The following is an 18,841-nucleotide window of genomic DNA, read 5'->3' on the forward strand; positions in this document are numbered from 1 at the left end:
GATCGTTTGCGGCGAGGATGTTCGTCGGAGGCTTCGGTTAGAGTCTCGGTTCACGGAGTGGGGGATTTTCGACATCGAACCCATGAAACGATGAGTGAGGCGGCGCATGAGTTCGGTTCTCGGGGTATCGGTGGGGGCGAGCGCTGTGCGCCTGGCCCGCCCGGACTCGGGTGATCTGAACCCGGTCCTGTCGCAATCGGTGGACAGTCGTCGGCCGGAGGAGTTGGCCGCCGAATCGATCGGTGTCGTCCTTACCGGTGATGCGAATCCCGGGCGAGTGCACCATGCGGGTGTCGCGTACCGGGATGCGGAGCAGGCGGACGCCGTGCACGCCGCGATGGCCCGCCAGCAGCTTCGAAACTATCGACTGGTCCCAGAGGTGCGGGCGACGCTGCACGCCCTCGAGGACTCCGGTGTGCTGGGGTCCGCCGAAGTCCCACTGATCTACGACCTGGGTAGTTCCGGTCTCACCATCAGCGTTGTCGACCGGGCGAGCGGGGGCGTCCTCGAGACCCTGCGGACGGATTCTGTCGGCGGCGATCTGTTCGACAGGCTGATCCGGGACAACCAGGTGTCGGCCGGCCGGTTGCGTTCCCCACGTACCGAAGCCGAGTCACGAGCGCTCGATGCGCAGTGCCGTGCCGCGAAAGAACAGCTCTCGAGGGGCGGTGCCGTATGCGTGCCTGGGGATAGCGGATTGCTTCTCCTGTCCCGCTCGGTGTTCGACTCGCTCGTGACCGTTGCGGTCGAATCTTCTGCCCGCCTCACGCGGGAGGTGATCGCACGCTCCCGGCGCGTGCCCGATCTGGTCGTCCTCGTCGGAGGTGGCGCGCACATCCCGTTGGTTCGGTCGGTGATGGAGTCGTGGATCGCGCTGCCCACCGTTGTCCCCGACGACCCGGAAACGGTGTCCGCGCGTGGTGCCGGAATGCTGGTGCGCTCGGAATCCTCCGATCACGTCGGGTCGGCGCCCGGCGGGTCGGGTACGACCGAGTCCGAGCCCGACTGGGCAGCGTTGATCGAGGGCACCGGCTCCGACGGTGAGGCACGCGCGCGCAAGCGCAAGATCGGTACCGTCGCCGCGAGTATCGCGGTGCTGGGAATCCTCGGGATCGGTGTTGCCGTCGGTGGTGCGATGACGCCGGGGGAGACGGCAGGTGAAGCTGTTCCCGCGCCACCGATGTCCACCCCGCCGAGCAGCACCTCGGTTGCTCCGCCACCTCCGCCGCCCGCGCCGCCGAAGGTCAGCGACGCGGCGCCTGCCCCGACTCGGACCCCGCAGAGCGTGCAGATTCCCGAACCGGCTCCGCCTCCTCCGCCTCCACCGAGACCGGTGTTCCCGGGGCTGCCACCGCTGCAACTGCCGCCCTTCCAATTGCCGGAGTTGCCACGCTTTCCCCGTTGAACACGGTCAGCGTGAGTGGCGACCGCCCCTGCGTGCAGGAGTAGTGGGCGCGCTTCCGAGCGGGCGAGCCAGAAGCACAGCGATTCCCGTGGTCAACGGAACGGACAGAGCCAGAGCGATGCCGCCCACGGCCGATCGGGTTATCTCCGTCGCCACGGCATCGCTCGTCAGTACGTCCTGTATCGGGCGCCCCGACACACTGAACAACAGCAGCAAGGGCAACGCTCCACCGGCATACGCGAGAACCAGGGTGTACACGGTGCTGGCGATGTGGTCTCTGCCCACGCGCATAGCGGACGCGAAGATGTTGCGGCGGTTTGCGTTCGGATCGAGCTCGGCTAGTTCGAATGCAGACGAGGCCTGGGTGATCGTCACGTCGTTGAGGACACCTAGTGAACCGATGATGAAGCCCGCCAACAAGAGTCCGGTGATGCTCACCGTGCCTATGTAGGCCTGGACATCGGTGTTCTGTTCCTCGGACAGGCCGGTCAACTTGGTGAGACCGATGGCGCCGTAGGACAACACGGCCGCCAACATCATGGACGCCAGCGTCCCGAGCAGTGCCGAACTCGTTCGAAGCGAGACGCCGTGAGCCAGATACAACACCGCGTACAGGATGATCGAACCACCAACCAGTGCAACGGGTATCGCGGGTTTACCGTCCAGAAGCGCGGGCAGCATGAACACCACCAGAACAGCGAACGCGACAACGATGCCGATCAACGCTCGAAGTCCGCGCCAGCGTGCGATCGCAATGACGACGGCCGCGAAGGCGAGGGTGATCAGTGCCAGTGGCAGCCCGCGCGAGTAGTCCTCGAAGGAGTACTGGATCGTGCCGTTGATGTCGGGTTGTCGAAGCATTCGAATGTCGTCTCCGACGTGGAGACTCGGCTGGCCCGGGTTCGGGATGATCTCGAGGAGGGTGCGCATGCCCTCGTCTTCGCCCGATTCGATGTCGACGATGCTGCGCTCGCACTGATAGGCGTCGGTTTCCGGCGGTACCGGATTACCCGTGAACGCGGTCCCGGCCGACACGCTTCCACACGACCCGAACTCGTGGGCAGTCACGGTGCCGGATTCCGTGACCACATCACCGCTCAGTGGGAGCTTGGTCTGGATCTGCTCGGTACTAGGCCACAACATCACCGCTCCCACGGCGACCGCCGCGGCGATGATTCCGAGGATGGTGACGACAACGGTCGCGGCTGCCGTGCCGAGGGGTGCAGGCTCCCCGTGTCCGTGTCCGTGTCCATGTCCATGTCCGTGCGTGGTCATCGGCGGACGTCTCGTGTGTGATGCGTGTGTGGCACCACGCCAGAGTAGTCACCCTGGAACTGCCACCGGGCACCAGTGGACCTACTGGTGAACGGAGCACACGGCTATTGTTCCTATGTCGCTTACATGTCGCTAGTGTGTTTAAATATCCGAGCAACGTCGGATACGCGCCCACAAAGTGCTTCACGGCAGAGCCCCAGTAGGTCCGAACGGGCAGGGCTCGAATGTTCGCTCAGATCGGTTCGGAGGGGGATCGATCTCTCAGCGGGATTCGATGCATGAAACGGGGCGGCTGCGAAGTTCTCGAGGGGTGGATTTCGCGCCGGCGAAATTGGCCGAGCTGGGTGGCGGGGTACAGGGGGGGTTGACCCCGCCACCAACCTGACGACCACAGGGGGGGGGGAGGGCCGTCAGGTGCTCGTGGCACCGAAGTGCCGAGGACCAATTTACATACACATCGTGTGCATTCGTCAACCGGGTGGGCGAAATCGCACCCGTGTCGTGACGTAGGGCGCGATCACACCGTCTCGCTGGGTGAGACTGCGCCTACTCACGATCGAGCCCGTCAGGCGTCGTCGCCCGAGAGGGCATAGAATGCCACCGTTCAGGAGGTGAACGGTGAAGCGGCCATTTCGCGGAAACGACGTCGCGCGAGCGTTGGAACGGATGAATCTTCCATCCGCAGTGACCCGTGATGCGATAGTGGCCGGGGTGGCTGCACGGCGTGGTCGGCCTATCCAGCTGGTCCCGGTTCCGCACAGTGTCCTGCGCGGCAATCATTTCGGAATGTGGCTGGCCAGAATCTCCGACGACGTCATCGTCTACACCGGGGACACCTCGGACACGCACGCCACGCACATCGTGTGCCACGAGATCGCCCATATGGAACTCCATCACGATCTCGCACCGATCGGCGACACGACTCTCGATCCTGCCCAGCTGCGTGACCTCACTCCCAGCGTGGGGTCCTCGGAAATTGTCAGTGCGTTGGGCAGATCCAATTACTCCACTCGGCAGGAATACGACGCCGAACTTCTCGCGACCCACATCATGGCTCGCGTGAACAGGCGCGGTGGCAACGGCGACGAACGGGCTGCACGCATCCTAGGAAGCTTCTGAGGATGACAGCACTCCCGCCGCCGGTCATGGCCGTCTTGCTGTTCGTGGTGTGGGGCACCACTGCTCTCAGGCTCGTATGGACCAGGCACGGGGTGGTCAATACCCGGCAGAACGTCTTTCTGGTGCTGGCGTCGATCACGGTTCTGATGTCGAAGTCCTGGGTGCATCGGCCGCTCGACGAAACGTTCGGTTACGGTACCGCGCGTCACTTCGGAAACGCGATCATCATGTTGTCCTTCGCCTCTCTCTTCAGTCTCGCTGTGGCGTGGGCGCTGGGGCACAAGAAGTGGCCGCGGGTGCACGTCGTATCGATGGCCTTCTGCGCTTTGCTCGGAATCGCATTGCTGATGCTGAGTGCACCTGCCCGCGCTGCCGGCCAACGCCTCGAGGAGTCGGGTGGCTGGCAGTACGCCGGGTACTTCGTGGTCTACGCCATCCCGTCGCTCACAGTCTGCGCAACCGTCGTCTTCGTGGCGACGAAGAGTCTGCGCCGAACCTCCGTTCGGTCCGAGCGACGGATGTTCGGGGTGCTGACCGGGATCGGTGTGGTGTCCGGACTCGACGCCGGGTCGATGGCGGTGGCGGCCGTCATGTCGGCGATGGGCGTGACCAACGGGTTCACAGAGTTCCGGACCGCCATCAATGGAGTGACCACGATGTTCATTCTCGTGGGCATGTGTTCGGTGGCGGTGCGTCCCGCTATTCGCGCGGCGATGGAGACGTTCCAGCTCGACCGACCGTCACGACTGCGCAGACAGCTGTCGCCGATGTGGCGCACGCTCACCGATTCCGTGCCGGGGGTGGTCCTCGAACTGCGCCCGGCCGATCGTGGCGCCCTCCCGTCGCGGATGGCGTTGCATCGCATGTGTGTCGAGATACGTGACTCGATGTTGGTCGTCGACGAGTACCCACAGTTCGGTCGCGTCCCCCCGCTCGGCGAAGACCGAGATCTGAGTGTGGCGGTCGGGTTGCATCTGTCGTGTATGGCTCGGGCAGCCGGTGAGTCGCCACAACCCGACACCTCACAGATCAGGTCGCACTCCGTGGATCTGCGCAATGAGGTCGGCGAACTCGCCCGCATCGCCGGCCACTGGGCACAGGCAGGCCGAATCGCTCGCGAGTGGGTCGCCTACCGGGAGTCGGTTCCGAACTGATTCGGAAGGTTCTGAAGGAGGGGAATCATCCTTTCCATCGCTTCGACCGACAGTTGCTGTTCGCTCGGTCCGCCGCGCATCGACATATGGTTGACCCCCGCTTCTCGCACGGCGAGCTTGAAGCGAATCAGGGTGTCGTAGTCGTGATAGTCGGAATCCGACAGGTACTGCACCGGGACGTGAAAACAGGCAGCCAGGGCCGAAAGAATCTCGGGCTCACCGTAGGGGTCGACACCGTCGCGAAGTGCCTGCACGGATTCGGCGCTCACCTGACGACCGACGACCTGCGACAGCGACTCCGCTACTTCTGCGGTGGTGGGCCCGGGTGCCCCGTCCTCGTGCGCCAGCGCGAACAATCTGTTGACTCGTACGGAGAGTGGGGTCGTGCTCATGCGCTGATCTCCGTGCTCGCATCGGTATCGGGTGTGGTGTTCGCGACGGCCGTCAGCCAACGCTGATGGAAGCGTGCGCAGGTCTGGTCATCGAGATCGTGATGGCGTCCGGACAGGAAGCGTCGGTACCTGGCCTCTTCGTACTCCACAGGGTCGGCGAAATCGGGTGGGGTGTCCAGCAGTTCACCAAAGGCGAATTCGACCAGCGGCTGCCGCGGTCCGGTCGGGCCACCGTTCACCTCGAGTAGACGCGTGACATAGCTGCCGGTGATCTTGGAGATCACCCTGTTCAAGTCCTCGGCGGCCTCGGACAGTCCGGCCACGCCCGGATTGGCTTCGGCGAGGCGGTTGATCTTCGAATGGGGGCCGAGGATCTCGACGATGGTTTCGAGGTCCAGAGGGATGTGAGTCGGGCCGAGCGCCAACTGCGGCCGTGCAGCGGCAGGTTTCGCCGAGTCTTCGCCTTCCAATGGGGTGGGCGTTCCACCTTCGAGCGTGCGAGCCGCGCTGCCGGGGACCCAACGCAGAGCGACATCGAGTTTCCGGAGAGTCTCGATGCTCGGATCCGGCCCGGTCCCGTTCTCCGCCCGAGTCTGCGCGGCATCCGAAGGGCCGCCGGCTGCAGTCACCTCGTCCTGGGTCAGGTTGAGCATTCGCCGACGCTTGTAGACGTACTGCCCGAACCTGGCTCGGATCTCGGTAGCCATGTTCATTCCCCCAAAAGAGATAGCAAAGCGACGTTCGTATCGCTTTCTGCCTCGATCCTACTGCTTGTAGCTCGTGAGGAAGTTACCGAACCTCTCGATCGCCACCGCCAGGTCGCGCGCCCACGGCAGAGTGACGATACGGACGTGGTCGTGATCGGGCCAATTGAAGCCGGTCCCCTGCACGACGAGGATCTTCTCCTGCAAGAGGAGGTCCTGAACGAGCTTCTCGTCGTCGTGGATCTCGTAGACCTCGGGATCGAGACGGGGGAACGCATAGAGGGCTCCGCGCGGCTTCACGCACGACACACCCGGGATCATGTTGAGTCGCTCCCACGCGACGTCGCGCTGTTCGAGCAGTCGGCCGCCGGGCAGGATCAGATCTTCGATGCTCTGGTGTCCGCCGAGTGCCACCTGGATCGCGTGTTGACCGGGAACGTTCGGGCACAAACGAGTGGAAGCAAGCAGGTCGATTCCCTCGAGGAACCCTTTCGCGTGCTCCTTCGGTCCTGTGATGGCGAGCCACCCTGCGCGGTATCCGGCGACGCGGTACGCCTTCGACAGACCGTTGAACGTCAGGCACAGCAGGTCCGGGGCCAGCGTTGCCAAAGAGGTGTGTTTGACGTCGTCGTAGAGGATCTTGTCGTAGATCTCGTCGGCCAACAGCAACAACTGGTGCTTGCGTGCGACCTCTACCAACCGCTGCAGAACCTCGGTCGAGTACACGGCACCCGTCGGGTTGTTCGGATTGATGACGAGTAGTGCCTTGGTCTTGTCGGTGATCTTCGATTCGATGTCCGCGACGTCGGGATTCCAGTCGTTTCCCTCGTCGCACAAGTAGTGGACGGGGGTGCCGCCGGACAGGCTCGTCATCGCCGTCCACAGTGGGTAGTCGGGCGCCGGGATCAGGACCTCGTCGCCGTTGTCGAGCAGAGCCTGCATCGTCATGGTGATGAGCTCGGATACGCCGTTGCCCAGGTAGATGTCGTCGACGTCCAGCTCGGGGAAGCCGGGAACCAGCTCGTACCGCGTCACGATCGCACGCCGGGCCGAGAAGATGCCCTTGGACTCCGAATACCCCTGCGCATAGGGCAGGGCGGCGATCATGTCGCGCATGATCACGTCGGGCGCATCGAAGCCGAACGGGGCGGGATTACCGATGTTGAGCTTGAGGATTCGATGCCCTTCAGCCTCGAGACGGGCCGCATGCGCGTGCACCGGCCCACGAATCTCGTATAGCACGTTCTGGAGCTTGCTCGACTGCTCCAACGCACGCTGCGGCTGACGACGGTGAAAATGCTCCGGAGTGCTCACGGCGTTCATCTTCCCACTCCCGTGCAACTCGATTGTGAATCGGTGCGGGAACGCTGATCGATCAGGCCGCGAACTCCCCCTGTGAGTGGCTGGCGAGGCTCTGGACTCGCTAACCACTCACAGGGGTGGGACGCTCACCGCCCGCGGCTTCGCGAACGAAGCCGGAGTCTGGTGTAGGTGAACGCAGCCAGCGCTGCACTGATGAGCAGCAGCATGGCGGTACTGAGCAGCCACCAGGATGCGGTGTGTTGCCAGAGCGTGTCCGGCTCGGTGCCGGTGGAGTTCGTGACCAGGTCCACGGTCGAGGCTGCGGCCGCGAATCCCCATCTGGAGGGAAAAAGCCACGCGAACTGTTCGAGAACGGCACGTCCCGTGATGGTGATCAACCCCCCGCACATGACCAACTGGGCCATGATCGTGACCACCAGCATCGGCAACACCTGCTCGTTCGAGCGCGCCACCGACGACAATGCCAAACCGACGAGTACACAGGAGCAGGTCGTCACGGCGATGTCCACGACCAGCTCGAGTGGGCCGGACGGTATGAAGCTGCCGCGACCTGGGAAGCCCTTGCCCACGAAGACGATCGACACCATGACCACCGACTGGACGATCGCGGCGACGCAGAACACGACGACTTTTGCCGTCAGATACGCAGACGGGAGCAGACCTGCGGCGCGCTCGCGGTGATAGACCATCCGCTCGCCGACCAGGTCACGAATCGTCAAGGAGCAGCCCATGAACGCGGCGCCCAGAATCAGCACCACCAGAATCTGGGTGAGCTCACCGGACACGTCGGTCCCGGAGGGTCCGAAACCCGTATCGCCGGGCACGAGCAGTGCCAAACCGCCGAGCACGAACGGAAGAAGGGACAGGAATATCAAGTAGCCCCTGTCGGCGCGGATCAACCGAACCTGTCGTCTCGCAACGGTGCTCAACTGTTTCCGACGCGATGTGCGGGCGGGTCGGCCGAGTGGGCCGGGCGGGCTCGGTGGTGCGGAAGCCCTGTCCGGGCGGGTGGCGCGGTACTCGGCGAACACGCCGTCCGGGTCGGCTGCGACGCGGGCGAATATGTCGGCCCAATCGCTGCTGCCGAGCGCGGCACCGACACGATCGGGTGGACCGACATAGGCCGTCTTACCGCCGGGCGCAAGCAGCAAGACCTGATCGCACATCTCGAGGTAGGACAGTGAGTGCGTCACGATGACGACGACGCGACCGGAGTCGGCGAGGCGGCGCAGCGTGGCCATGATCTGCCGATCGAGTGCCGGGTCGAGACCGGAGGTCGGCTCGTCGAGAATGAGCAATGAAGGGCCGGTGAGCAATTCGAGGGCAACGGATGCGCGTTTGCGTTGCCCGCCGGAGAGCCGATCGACGCGGGTGTCGGCGTGCTCTGTCAGTTGCAACTCGTCGAGTACCCCGGCTATCACCGCTTCGCGGTCGGCTCGGGTGGTGTCCGGAGGCAGCCTCAGCTCGGCGGCGTAGCCCAGCGCCCGCCGGATGGTCAGCTGCCTGTGGACGACGTCGTCTTGGGGCACCATGCCGATGCGGGAACGCAGCACCGAGTAGTCGGCGTGCACGCTGCGTCCCTCGAATTCGACAACGCCGTCCGTCGGGCTTGCGGTGCCGGAGACGATGGTGGCCACGGTTGTCTTTCCTGCGCCGGACGGGCCGATCACGGCCGTGAGGCTGCCAGGGCCGGCGTCGAACGTGACGTCCTCGAGTAGCCGCCGTCCGTCGTCGATGGTGAGTCCCACGCCGTCAACCCGAAGCCCGCCGGCAGCCGGTGCCTCGGCGTGTCGGGCCACGAGTCGCCCTTCCTTCACGATCAGATCTGTGTTGCCGATGGTGACGACGTCGTCCTCGGTCAGCTGTGCGCGTGAGACTCGGGTGTTACCGAGGAACGTTCCGTTGGCGCTACCCAGATCGTCGATCTCGAGCCCCTCCGCCACGCTGTGCACGATCGCGTGATGTCGTGATGCCAACACGTCCTTGATCACGATGTCGTTGTCGGGTGACCGGCCGATCGTGCGGGCCCCGGCCGGTACGGACTCGTGGGGCGTCGGCGGTTGAGTGCCGACGCTGATGGTCGACTCGTCCCATCGGCCGCCCCCGGCCAGGCGTGTCGCGTCCGGGTCCTCGATGGAGATGCGCACCGTCGGTCCGCTGGTGGCGTTGCCGAGACGCACGCGAACCTCGCCGGAGACGGGGATCTTCTCGCGCCGTCGGCCGTCCGCGTAGATACCGTTCTTGCTGTCCGAATCGACGAGAAGCCAGCCGTCGTCCCACACGAGTCGGGCATGTTCACGCGAGACCACCGGATCCTCGACGGTGATTTCCACGTGCGGATCGCGGCCGATGCGGGCGGAGGTGCCGGGACCGAACCTGGCGCGGCCATGCTCGGTCTCGACTACGACCCAAGGGTCGTCCATAGACTCATGGTCCCACGTCGCCCTATCCCCTGTGAGCGGTTAGCGAGTCTCTGGACTCGCTAACCGCTCACAGGAGGTAGGGGTGAGGGTGAGATAGACGGAATGGGCGATTTCATCGAGGAGTTGCTCGCCGACCGGGAGGTGAAAGACGAACAGGGCGGCGATGAGTGGGCCCGTGATCAAGAGGTGGGCCAATTCCACGTCGACATGATCGGCCAGTTCGCCCCGTGCGTGGGCACGCTCGCAGATTTCTCGTACGTCGGCGAGTTCGCTGGCGAGGAAGGTGTCGGTGAGTCGCTCGCGGAGGGTGTCGTCCGCGGTGAGTGCCTCGATCAGCGCAGGTAACGCGACCCGGGCGGCCGGGGTGTCCATGATGTCGTGGACTTGGCAGATCAGGGCGCGCAGATCGCTCTCGAGTCGGCCGGTGTCGGTTACCGGACCGGTGTCGACGTCGTGGACGGCGGAGGCGAAGACCATCTCGGCCTTGGACCCGAATCTACGATAGATCGCTGCTTTGCCTACTCCTGCCCTTGCCGCCACCTGGTCAACGGTGAATCGTCCGTACCCGACCTCGGCGAGAAGTGCGCGAACGGCAGCGGGGACCGCGTGGTCGATCCTGTCGTCGCGGGGGCGGCCGGGTTGGGGCGAATTCATGCTGACCACTATACGAAACCACAGTTTCGATACTAAGGTTTTCGTATATCAACTTTCGACGACAGGAGTCGGTCATGTCCAACACGAACGTCGAAGCGGCACGACGCCTACATGTCATCGGCGCGGGCCTCGTCGGGTTCATCGGAGTCGCACACATCGCGGTGGTTCACGTGTTCGGTAAGCCGAGTGACGGGGAACGTGCGGTGCACGAGCTCGCCGAAGCGACCCCGGTTCGCATGTTCGAGCGCGGAATCACTCGCAGCGTGCACGACTTGGACACCGGCTACAGCGTCGCGATGGGTCTTCTCGCAGCGGGTTTCTCCGCGACGTCAATTGCGGCGGTCCGCCAGGATCCGGCCCTCCTGGGGAGACGGACCCCGGTCTCGATGGCGTCCTCGGCGACTGCCGTTGCCATGCTGGTGGTCGCGGCGAAGCGATTCCCCGAGGTTCCTGTCGGAGTGATCGCTCTCGGTGCCGCATGCCTCGGTGCCGCGCAGCTGATGAGCCCGTAGTTTCGAGTCCGCGGGGAGCAGGGCCGGTGCTACGGTGAATCGACACTGCACATCGACTCGGCAGGTGCCCGATGAGTGTCACAGATTCCGACCCGTTCGAACGTCCCGCCGCCGTGGACGTTGCCCACCACGCTCATCTCACCGGTGCGTTCGAACCTCAGCGTGAGGAAGTGGACGTCCGCGACCTCGAGGTGATCGGCGAGTTGCCGAGCGATCTGCACGGCGCGTATCTACGCAATGGTCCCAACCCGCGATTCGACCCGATCGGAACCTACGTCTACCCGCTCGACGGGGATGCGATGGTGCATCGCGTCGAGTTGGGTGAGGGTGCCGCGCACTACACCAATCGCTTCGTCCGCACCCCGATGGTGGTGGCCGAGGAAGCCGCGGGTCATGCCATCTGGCCCGGGGTGACCGACCCGTACACTCCGAGCGCGGACGAGGTAGGGCCGGAACTGGCCGGAACTCAACGAGAACTGCCCGACATCAACATCGTTCGGCACGGCGGACGGCTGTTGGCGATGGCCGAGACGACTTTTCCCTTCGGTCTCCGGCCGGACGACCTGAGGACGCTGGGACGCGACACTTGCGACGGCGCACTGGCGGTCGGCAGTACCGCGCACCCGAAGATCGACCCGACCACCGGTGAGATGGTGTTGTTCAACTATCTCTTGGAGGAGCCGTACCTGACATGGTCGGTAGTGGGTGCCGATGGTTCGGCGGTCCGTGAGGCCACTCCTGTTGCGGGTGTGGAACGTTCGCTCATGATCCACGACATGGCGCTCACCGAGCGTTACGTCGTCCTCATGTTGTGTCCCCTTGTGTTCGATATCGCGGCGGCCATGACGGGTGGTTCGCTCCTGAACTGGCGCCCTGACGACGGAACTCGAATCGCGCTCATCCCGCGAGACGGCGGAAAGGTGCGATGGGTCGACCACGAGGCATTCTGGGTGTGGCACTTCGCCAACGCATTCGAGTTCGAGGACGGCCGCGTCGGCGTCGACTACGTGGAGTGGCCCTACCCCGGTGGCTTCGCCGAGGAGGATCGTCCGTGCGAAGGAGCGCTGGTGCGGGTGGTGATCGACCCGGTCTCGGGTCGCACATCGCGAGAGGTGATCTGTGATCGAGACGTCGAGTTCCCCAGGATCGACGATCGTCGGATCACCCGGATTCACAGCACGATTTCGACTGTCGGCAAGACCGGCGGACATTCCGGTGGCATGGATTCGTTGTGGTTCTTCGACACCGAGACGCGCTCGGAAAAGCACTGGAAGCCCGATGGTGTGACCGTCGGGGAGCCGATTTTCATGCCCGGGGACGAGCACGGGTACTGGGGCACCATCGGCACCGACGTTGCTGCCGGGCAGTCGTGGTTCTTCGTCCTTCCCGGCGAGGCCCCGGAGTCGGGGCCACTCGCACAGGTGCGCTTGCCGATTCGTGTGCCGTCCGGCTTGCACGGGGCGTGGTTGCCTGATCCGGTCTAGTACGAGATGGCAGGTGCGGCGCGGAGGAAGCTTTCGTCCGTGAGTTGATCGACGATGAAGTCCGCGACGTCGGCACGGGAGATCTTCAACTCGGTCATGCGGTCGTATCCGAACCCCCGCTCGTACTTGCCGGTCTGCGGTCCGTTCGTGAAGGCGGACGGCCGAACGATCGTCCAGTCGAGATCGCTGTCCCGGACGCGACGTTCCTGCTCGACGTGATCGGCGTATGCGGGTCGCAACAGCAAGCCGAACATGATGCGCTTCCAATAGAAGTTCAGGCTGTCTCGGCTTTCGCCGACACCGAGGGTGGACTGGCAGATCAGTCGGCGTACTCCGGTCCGCTGCATGGCATCGATGATCGCTGCGGTGCCGTGTGATCGCACCTCGCCCTTCCGGCCGGCGCCGAGTGTGACGACAACCGCATCTTGCCCGGCAACGGCGCGCAGGACGGCTTCCGAGTCGAGGACGTCGCCCTGGGCGACCGTCAGCCGTTCGTGTCGGGTCGCGACGTGATTCGGATTTCGGGTGAACGCAGTGACCTGGTGTCCCTGTCGGAGCGCCTGTTCGACGACGTGACTGCCCACGCTGCCGGTGGATCCGAAGATGACGATTTTCATGGGAATTTCCCTTTCGTGAGTGGTTTCGAATTGCCTACCGTCCATACTCGGCGGCTCGAGCAGGCGAAACAATGCTCGAACGTCGCAGTTTCATGACTGTTCGTCCGGGAGTGCTGGACGTGCTGCGTGTGCAGCGCCAGACTGAACTCATGCGAGGTGAGGATCCCTGGACCACACCCGACCCGTTGGGTGAAGCGCTACACGTCCTGCGCATGTCGGGCACGTTCTACTGTCGTTCCGAGTTGACCGCGCCGTGGGGTCTGGACCTTCCGCCCGAGCCCGGGTCGATGTGGTTCCACGTCGTGAACTCCGGAACGTGTCTGCTCGACGTGGCGGGAGAGGAATTACGACGCCTCGAGCGCGGCGACTTCGCTCTCGTTCCGCACGGTCATGGGCACCGTTTGATCAGCAGTCCCGATGCACCATCCGAGTCGGTCGAGGAATTGGAGTACGACTACGCGAGCGACCGTTACGCGATTCTTCGATACGGCGGTGGTGGGGAATCCGCCAACATCGTCTGTGGCACAGTCCGTTTCGGGCATCCTGCAGCTCGGAATCTGGTGGCGCTGCTGCCTCGCACGATAGTTCGCCAAGGTTCGCTGGAATCGTCGTCGCCCGAGGCTGACTGGATGCGAAGCACTCTCCGGCTCATCGCTGTCGAAGGCCGCGAGTTGCGGCCGGGTGGTGAGGCGGTGATTCAGCGGCTGTCGGACATTCTCGTCATTCAGGCAATTCGGTCCTGGATCGCCGCAGACCCTGCCGGACAGACGGGATGGCTGGGTGCCTTGCAGGATCCGCGTATCGGCCGGGCGATGTCACTGGTGCATCGTGATCCTGCACGGGCATGGTCGGTGGCATCGCTCGCGAAGGCAACAGCCATGTCGAGGTCGGCGTTCGCGGCCAGGTTCACCGAATTGGTCGGAGAATCGGTGATGCAGTACGTGACGCGGTGGCGGATGCAGGTGGCGCTCGACTGGTTGCAGACGGACGATGTCCCCGTCACTGCCCTCGCAACTCGACTGGGGTACGCGTCCGAAGCCGCATTCAGCCGCGCCTTCAAGCGGACGGTCGGTGTTTCTCCAGGCGCTTGTCGTACTTCGACAGAACTTCGGCGGCCTGCGTAGCCATCGGAATCCGCTCGGATCCACTCTCAGTTGTCGCTGCCCGTTTGCGCGGTGCCGTCCCGCTGGAGAACGCGTGCCCTGGTTCGTGCCCGTGGAGGTTTCGTGCCGGGGCGGGCGCAAGCGAGCACTGTCTGGAGCGGAAACTCGTTTCCTGCTCACAGGGGGTGGTGATTCCTCCACCGTTGGGTGATGTCGAGCGGGGGTGTTGCTGCCTAGTGTCGAAATCGAACACGGAAAGCGTGCTCCACTCGGAAAGGAATTACCATGAATACCAGAACAATCCGGCTCGGACGGACGTCGCAAATCGCGGCCGCAGCAGTAGCGGTCGGAGCCTCCCTGCTCCTGGCCGCACCCAATGCCTCCGCCGTAACCGCACCCACCGTGGAGGCAACTGCATTGCTCAACATTCCATGGGGAGGGACCCACGGAACCAGCTGTGGCTACGAAATCGCCGCCGAGGCAGGCGCAGTAAATGAGGTCGTTGCCTTCGAAGTTGTGGGAACTGCCCCGGCTGTGCCTGCTGCAACTCTTCCAGGCGGGGGTACAGCTACGGCCGCCGGTGATGTCTTCACCACGACGTGGACACCTTCCGCTGTGGGAACCTATGACATCACAGCTGCAGCTGGAGGACCGGCCACCACGGTGGAAGTCAAGAACGGCTTCGCCCTGGGACAGTTCGTCTGTGTGGTGCTGCCCTGATCCTCCCCACGGAAGGACGCAGGTAGGGGCTGTGCATACGCAGCCCCTACCTTTCACCTGCGGGAGTGGTGGTCGGGCGATGCGAATTATTGACGTGACCACTCCGAACGGATGAGACTTTCATTGGAAGAACGAATTCCCTTCAGGTAGGGAAGGTACGACTGTGACCGAATGTCCGGTGGGTCCTCGCCTGTCTTACATCGACATGTCGAGTCGACGAAGAGAGCTGCCCCTGTCCGTCGATGCTCCACGTGTCACCATAGGCCGCTCATCGCAGGCCGATATTGCCCTCACCTCGGATGAGGAGGCATCGCGATTGCACGCGGTGGTCGAGAGGCTCGGTGGTCAATGGACCATCATCGATGACGGCCTGTCGAGCAATGGAACGTTCGTTAACGGTAAGCGCCTCATCGGGCGACACCGACTGATCCCCGGCGACAGTATTCGAGTCGGCTCCACGCAGCTGACCTACGTGGACTACGGGCGTCCTACCAGTGCGAGGACCTCGGTATCGGACGTTCTGCCGACTCGCCGCGCGTTGACCGATGCGCAGATGGCGGTGCTGGTCGCGCTGTGCCGCCCGTACGGACACCGTGCGCCCTTCGCGAGCCCGGCCTCCAACAAGCAGATCGCCGCTGAACTCTTCTTGAGCGCGGAGACGGTCAAGACCCATCTACGAGTGTTGTTCGACAAGTTCGGCGTCGGAGACCTTCCGCAGAATCAGAAGCGGGCGCGTCTCGCCGAACGGGCAATGCAGGGCGGGATCGTCACCGATCACGATCTTTGACTCTCGCCTTGCGTCGATAGCGCCGTCGGCATCCGATTCGCCACGCGCCCACGGCACTTGCAGCACCCGCCAACACACCGAACGCCACCGAGATCACAAGGGCGACATACGTTGGTTCACGACCCACCAGAATCCACGTTGCGCCCACCACACCGATCGCGAGCACCCCACCGAACACCGAAACGCCGATTCCGGCGGATATCCGGCGGTGGCCACGGCGCAGCGAGCGAAGAAACGATTCCAGGTACGCGGCGGCGAACAGGATCAGAGCCGCGACACCGACTGCGGCGGCTGTCGTGATCGCGGGCTGGACGGTCTCCACGGGGAAGCTCGACGTGGAAGGTGACCCGGCCGGCCCGGTCAGCGACAGTTCGCCGGTGAGTGCGCCGGCGACCAGATAGCCGCCGCTCAACGCGGGTATCGTCGCAACATTTCGACCAGCGTCCGGGACGAGGGGCGCGGACTCTTCGGCCACGGTGACCCCCAGTACCGACAGCGTCAGTCCTGCGGTGCCGGCGATCGGATCGCCCGCGGTGCTCACGACCACAGGATCTGTCAGATCGATACTGACCGGAGCATCCCCGATGACGTCGACGCCATTCACCGTGACTGTGCCGGGTGGGATGTCACCTCCTGTGCTCGGTGACCCCAGCCCGAGGAATGCGACACCGACCGTGACGAGGGCGAGTACCGCGGCAATCAGAAACGGCATCTTCGGTGACGGGACGGTGACGACTTCCCTGACCGGGACGAGCGCGGATTTGCTGATATCGACCAGCCGTGTGCCCTGGGCGCGATCGGCCTGCGCGGGGCGCACAGTGGGCGGTGCCGGTTGGTGCTGTGTCGGAGGAGCCGGTGCGACGACACCGTCGATGACGGTAGGAAGTGCGGGTGCCGAGGTTCGTCCCGCCGCCGCCGAGATCGTATCGGCACCGATCAACGGAATATCTTGTGTCGCAATCCATCCCGGACCCCACGGCTCGGCGGATGCCTCGGCCAAGGCAATCCCGAAGGCCTCCGCAGTCGAGTACCGCTCGGCCGGGTTCCGGGCCAGGCCGCCCATGACGACGGCCGCGAGGTGTTCGGGAATGTCCGGCGCAACCTCGTGGAGTGGTGTCGGGTCGTCGAAGGCGTGCATGAACAGAGTCGCCATCGGATCTTTGTCCGGCGGAAACGGCAGGGACCCCGAGAGCAGTTCGTACAGCATGGTTGCCAGCGCGTACACGTCTGTGGCCGGTGATAACTCACCGCCGCGTGCTTGCTCGGGGGCGATGTAGGACGGTGTACCGATCACTTCACCGGCATGGGTCATGAGTGTCTCGTCGCCGCCGACCACTTTCGCGATGCCGAAGTCGGCGACCTTCAAAGTGCCGGACGCCGCGAACAGCAGGTTTTCGGGTTTGACGTCGCGGTGCAGTATTCCGTGGTCGTGTGCAGCCTTGAGCCCGGCCGCGCAGGACAGCGCAACGGCAACTGCAGACGGCGCGTCGAACCCGGCATCGGTGAAGCGGCTCCACACCGTTCCGCCGGGGAGCAATTCCATGACAAGAAGGCAGAGTCCGTCGTTCTCGACGTAGTCGTAGATCGGAACCACATGCGGATGGTCCAACGAGGCGAGTAACCGGGCCTCGGAGACGAAACGACGTTGTACCACCGGGTCGGATGCCAGGGCCGACGGCAACTGTTTGATCGCCACCGGACGTTCGAGCCTGCGATGACGGCCCGCAAGGACCACCCCCCAGCCGCCCTGGCCGAGCTGTCCAGTGATCTCGTATGCGGGTAGCGAATCGCTGACCAGCTCGAGATCGGTGGTCATGGGTCGAGGCTTTCGATGTTCATCGGCTCGGTCTCCCGCATGTCTTCCTCGTACTCATCCTCCTCGTCCGAATCCGGCGTCGGGGAGAGATATCCGAGGGCGAAGAACCCACCCCCGAACACGAGGATGACGAGCAACCAGCGCTCGCCGGACGGCACCCAGACCCGGAATGCGGAGAGCGTGAACACGATCACCAGTCCGATGCCGATACCTGGCGCCAGCAGTCGCAGACCACGCTTCCAGCGGTTGTCGGATAGCCGTTGGCGGGCGATTCCAAACGCTGCGTCGACGATTGCGAGCACGGTGAGGATCAACAATGCGAGTCCGAACAGTCCGTACACGGACCGTAATGAACCCTGGACATCCGTGATGGTGGAGACGGAGGCCAGCGTCTCGCCACGTTCGTCGAATGCCGTCACCGTGCCGCGGATCAGTCCGGTGGCCTGCTCTTCGAGACCGGCGAGATCCACCGAATAGACGAGGGATTCGGTCGTGTTCGGTTCTACGGTGAGGCCCACTGACGTGCCGAATGCGAAGAAGCTCAGGCCCACCACTTGCCCGTCGAGGTCGATGCGGCTGATGGTGACGGGTTCGGGTCCACTATTGGTCACCACTACCTGAATCGTCGCGGAGCCGTCCGGGTCCAAGACGATCGGATCGGTCTCCGTGGCGGTCGAGATGTCGCGTCCGTTGACGCTGGCCGCAAGACTTACGGACCCTGCCGCCGCTGCAGCGGGGAGGGGGAGGAGGAACCCGACGAGGGCAAGTGCCGCCACTAACCAAAGGATTCTCATTTCCCCTCCACTTGTCGAGCGGGTGGGTTCAAGAGCCTTCGCACGTAGATGAAGACCCCGATCAGCAGGAAGAACACGATCACGGTAAGGGTCGACGTTGCGGGGTTGATGCTGCTGACCAGCACCACGTCGAGCGGCGCCGCCAGGAGGACCGGCCCACAATCCGCGGTCACCTGGTAGCGACCTTCGGTCAATGTTTGCATGTGGAATGTGGACACGAATGCGCCGTTGGAGTCGGCGACCGTTGTCCCGGCCGGGGTTCCGCCGACCGAAAGGGCGACTGGAGACTCGGGCGGGCAGCCGTAGCCCTGGCCCGACACCGGGTCTCCGGGCACCACGGCCGGAGCGCTGAGTTGCAGAGCCGCCGCCGACGACGGTGGCAAGGCGCCGGGTGGAGGGACCTGTGACGGAACTCCCGGCACGACACGATGCGTCGCGACGGGGGCGCGGGTGATATCTGGGTCGGCAGAGAGATCCGGGGTGGCGGGTGAGGGTGCGGAACCGGGTCGGGGATCAGGGACTGGAAGGGGGGCAGGGCCGGGAACGTCGGGCCCAGGCC

18 protein-coding genes are annotated in these 18,841 nt (G+C 64.3%); 8 read left to right on the plus strand and 10 right to left on the minus strand.

Translation table 11 applies throughout. The annotated features are described in order from the left end of the window. Window positions 1-106 precede the first annotated feature (106 nt). Entirely contained in the window at window positions 107-1,405 is a 1,299-nt protein-coding gene (locus ACFWO3_RS20155) for an Hsp70 family protein (protein WP_378581072.1), read from the plus strand. A gap of 6 nt (window positions 1,406-1,411) precedes the next feature. On the opposite strand, the gene ACFWO3_RS20160 is transcribed toward ACFWO3_RS20155, so the two are convergent. After that, window positions 1,412-2,680, minus strand: coding sequence for a YibE/F family protein (locus ACFWO3_RS20160; RefSeq protein ID WP_378581074.1), 1,269 nt, complete (start codon window positions 2,678-2,680; stop codon window positions 1,412-1,414). Between the two features lie 618 nt (window positions 2,681-3,298). Between ACFWO3_RS20160 and ACFWO3_RS20165 the strand changes: the two genes are divergently transcribed. Both ACFWO3_RS20165 and ACFWO3_RS20170 read left to right on the plus strand, forming a co-directional pair. Continuing rightward, window positions 3,299-3,799, plus strand: coding sequence for a hypothetical protein (locus ACFWO3_RS20165; RefSeq protein WP_378581075.1), 501 nt, complete (start codon window positions 3,299-3,301; stop codon window positions 3,797-3,799). A 2-nt stretch (window positions 3,800-3,801) separates the two neighbouring features. Beyond that, window positions 3,802-4,953, plus strand: a complete 1,152-nt coding sequence (locus ACFWO3_RS20170) for an MAB_1171c family putative transporter (protein ID WP_378581077.1) — start codon at window positions 3,802-3,804, stop codon at window positions 4,951-4,953. On the opposite strand, the gene ACFWO3_RS20175 is transcribed toward ACFWO3_RS20170, so the two are convergent. The 5 genes from ACFWO3_RS20175 to ACFWO3_RS20195 all read right to left on the minus strand — a co-directional run bounded on the left by ACFWO3_RS20175 (window position 4,929) and on the right by ACFWO3_RS20195 (window position 10,449). After that, entirely contained in the window at window positions 4,929-5,345 is a 417-nt protein-coding gene (locus ACFWO3_RS20175) for a hypothetical protein (RefSeq protein ID WP_378581079.1), read from the minus strand. The two genes, ACFWO3_RS20170 and ACFWO3_RS20175, sit on opposite strands and share 25 nt — an antisense overlap. Further along, window positions 5,342-6,052 carry a helix-turn-helix domain-containing protein gene (locus tag ACFWO3_RS20180; RefSeq protein WP_378581081.1) on the minus strand — a complete coding sequence of 237 codons (711 nt, stop codon included), beginning with the start codon at window positions 6,050-6,052 and terminating at the stop codon, window positions 5,342-5,344. The genes ACFWO3_RS20175 and ACFWO3_RS20180 overlap by 4 nt, the downstream gene beginning before the upstream one ends. A 57-nt stretch (window positions 6,053-6,109) precedes the next feature. Further along, window positions 6,110-7,372, minus strand: a complete 1,263-nt coding sequence (locus ACFWO3_RS20185; protein WP_378581082.1) for a pyridoxal phosphate-dependent aminotransferase — start codon at window positions 7,370-7,372, stop codon at window positions 6,110-6,112. Window positions 7,373-7,497: 125 nt separating this feature from the next. Further along, on the minus strand, window positions 7,498-9,795 hold the full coding sequence (locus ACFWO3_RS20190; RefSeq protein ID WP_378581083.1) for an FHA domain-containing protein: 2,298 nt from the start codon (window positions 9,793-9,795) through the stop codon (window positions 7,498-7,500). Between the two features lie 39 nt (window positions 9,796-9,834). Continuing rightward, window positions 9,835-10,449, minus strand: a complete 615-nt coding sequence (locus ACFWO3_RS20195; protein ID WP_378581085.1) for a TetR/AcrR family transcriptional regulator — start codon at window positions 10,447-10,449, stop codon at window positions 9,835-9,837. A gap of 74 nt (window positions 10,450-10,523) precedes the next feature. On the opposite strand from ACFWO3_RS20195, the gene ACFWO3_RS20200 reads away from it, so the two are divergent. Together ACFWO3_RS20200 and ACFWO3_RS20205 are read left to right on the plus strand one after the other, a co-directional pair. Continuing rightward, window positions 10,524-10,961 (plus strand): hypothetical protein, encoded by a 438-nt coding sequence (locus ACFWO3_RS20200; protein WP_378581086.1) that lies wholly within the window; start codon window positions 10,524-10,526, stop codon window positions 10,959-10,961. A gap of 71 nt (window positions 10,962-11,032) precedes the next feature. Beyond that, window positions 11,033-12,445, plus strand: coding sequence for a carotenoid oxygenase family protein (locus tag ACFWO3_RS20205; RefSeq protein WP_378581088.1), 1,413 nt, complete (start codon window positions 11,033-11,035; stop codon window positions 12,443-12,445). Here the strand turns inward: ACFWO3_RS20205 and ACFWO3_RS20210 are convergent. Beyond that, on the minus strand, window positions 12,442-13,062 hold the full coding sequence (locus ACFWO3_RS20210) for an NAD(P)-dependent oxidoreductase (RefSeq protein ID WP_378581089.1): 621 nt from the start codon (window positions 13,060-13,062) through the stop codon (window positions 12,442-12,444). The genes ACFWO3_RS20205 and ACFWO3_RS20210 overlap by 4 nt on opposite strands. A gap of 92 nt (window positions 13,063-13,154) precedes the next feature. Here ACFWO3_RS20210 and ACFWO3_RS20215 point away from each other — a divergent pair, with 92 nt between their 5' ends. The 3 genes from ACFWO3_RS20215 to ACFWO3_RS20225 all read left to right on the plus strand — a co-directional run bounded on the left by ACFWO3_RS20215 (window position 13,155) and on the right by ACFWO3_RS20225 (window position 15,672). Beyond that, window positions 13,155-14,186, plus strand: a complete 1,032-nt coding sequence (locus ACFWO3_RS20215) for an AraC family transcriptional regulator (protein ID WP_378581090.1) — start codon at window positions 13,155-13,157, stop codon at window positions 14,184-14,186. Between the two features lie 264 nt (window positions 14,187-14,450). Continuing rightward, a complete protein-coding gene (locus ACFWO3_RS20220) occupies window positions 14,451-14,885 on the plus strand; it encodes a hypothetical protein (protein WP_378581091.1) in 435 nt (144 codons plus the stop codon). Between the two features lie 205 nt (window positions 14,886-15,090). Then, window positions 15,091-15,672, plus strand: coding sequence for an FHA domain-containing protein (locus ACFWO3_RS20225; protein ID WP_378581153.1), 582 nt, complete (start codon window positions 15,091-15,093; stop codon window positions 15,670-15,672). Here the strand turns inward: ACFWO3_RS20225 and ACFWO3_RS20230 are convergent. Genes ACFWO3_RS20230 through ACFWO3_RS20240 form a run of 3 tightly spaced genes read right to left on the minus strand, consistent with a single transcriptional unit; the run spans window position 15,653 to window position 18,704 of the window. Beyond that, window positions 15,653-17,488: a serine/threonine-protein kinase gene (locus tag ACFWO3_RS20230; RefSeq protein ID WP_378581092.1), complete on the minus strand. Its 1,836-nt coding sequence runs from the start codon at window positions 17,486-17,488 to the stop codon at window positions 15,653-15,655. The two genes, ACFWO3_RS20225 and ACFWO3_RS20230, sit on opposite strands and share 20 nt — an antisense overlap. Beyond that, on the minus strand, window positions 17,485-18,282 hold the full coding sequence (locus ACFWO3_RS20235; RefSeq protein ID WP_378581094.1) for a hypothetical protein: 798 nt from the start codon (window positions 18,280-18,282) through the stop codon (window positions 17,485-17,487). Before ACFWO3_RS20235 ends, ACFWO3_RS20230 begins: the two co-directional genes overlap by 4 nt. Further along, a complete protein-coding gene (locus tag ACFWO3_RS20240; protein ID WP_378581095.1) occupies window positions 18,279-18,704 on the minus strand; it encodes a hypothetical protein in 426 nt (141 codons plus the stop codon). Before ACFWO3_RS20240 ends, ACFWO3_RS20235 begins: the two co-directional genes overlap by 4 nt. Between the last annotated feature and the right edge of the window lie 137 nt (window positions 18,705-18,841).

This window comes from Rhodococcus sp. NPDC058521, assembly GCF_042719695.1.
GTDB lineage: Bacteria > Actinomycetota > Actinomycetes > Mycobacteriales > Mycobacteriaceae > Rhodococcus_F.

Excerpts from the sequence above, each read along its gene's own strand:
- ACFWO3_RS20155 (WP_378581072.1), top strand. The coding sequence starts at position 107 with ATGAGTTCGGTTCTCGGGGTATCGGTGGGGGCGAGCGCTGTGCGCCTG.
- ACFWO3_RS20160 (WP_378581074.1), bottom strand. The coding sequence starts at position 2,680 with ATGACCACGCACGGACATGGACATGGACACGGACACGGACACGGGGAG.
- ACFWO3_RS20170 (WP_378581077.1), top strand. The coding sequence starts at position 3,802 with ATGACAGCACTCCCGCCGCCGGTCATGGCCGTCTTGCTGTTCGTGGTG.
- ACFWO3_RS20175 (WP_378581079.1), bottom strand. The coding sequence starts at position 5,345 with ATGAGCACGACCCCACTCTCCGTACGAGTCAACAGATTGTTCGCGCTG.
- ACFWO3_RS20180 (WP_378581081.1), bottom strand. The coding sequence starts at position 6,052 with ATGGCTACCGAGATCCGAGCCAGGTTCGGGCAGTACGTCTACAAGCGT.
- ACFWO3_RS20185 (WP_378581082.1), bottom strand. The coding sequence starts at position 7,372 with ATGAACGCCGTGAGCACTCCGGAGCATTTTCACCGTCGTCAGCCGCAG.
- ACFWO3_RS20190 (WP_378581083.1), bottom strand. The coding sequence starts at position 9,795 with ATGGACGACCCTTGGGTCGTAGTCGAGACCGAGCATGGCCGCGCCAGG.
- ACFWO3_RS20195 (WP_378581085.1), bottom strand. The coding sequence starts at position 10,449 with ATGAATTCGCCCCAACCCGGCCGCCCCCGCGACGACAGGATCGACCAC.
- ACFWO3_RS20200 (WP_378581086.1), top strand. The coding sequence starts at position 10,524 with ATGTCCAACACGAACGTCGAAGCGGCACGACGCCTACATGTCATCGGC.
- ACFWO3_RS20205 (WP_378581088.1), top strand. The coding sequence starts at position 11,033 with ATGAGTGTCACAGATTCCGACCCGTTCGAACGTCCCGCCGCCGTGGAC.
- ACFWO3_RS20210 (WP_378581089.1), bottom strand. The coding sequence starts at position 13,062 with ATGAAAATCGTCATCTTCGGATCCACCGGCAGCGTGGGCAGTCACGTC.
- ACFWO3_RS20215 (WP_378581090.1), top strand. The coding sequence starts at position 13,155 with ATGACTGTTCGTCCGGGAGTGCTGGACGTGCTGCGTGTGCAGCGCCAG.
- ACFWO3_RS20220 (WP_378581091.1), top strand. The coding sequence starts at position 14,451 with ATGAATACCAGAACAATCCGGCTCGGACGGACGTCGCAAATCGCGGCC.
- ACFWO3_RS20225 (WP_378581153.1), top strand. The coding sequence starts at position 15,091 with ATGTCGAGTCGACGAAGAGAGCTGCCCCTGTCCGTCGATGCTCCACGT.
- ACFWO3_RS20230 (WP_378581092.1), bottom strand. The coding sequence starts at position 17,488 with ATGACCACCGATCTCGAGCTGGTCAGCGATTCGCTACCCGCATACGAG.
- ACFWO3_RS20235 (WP_378581094.1), bottom strand. The coding sequence starts at position 18,282 with ATGAGAATCCTTTGGTTAGTGGCGGCACTTGCCCTCGTCGGGTTCCTC.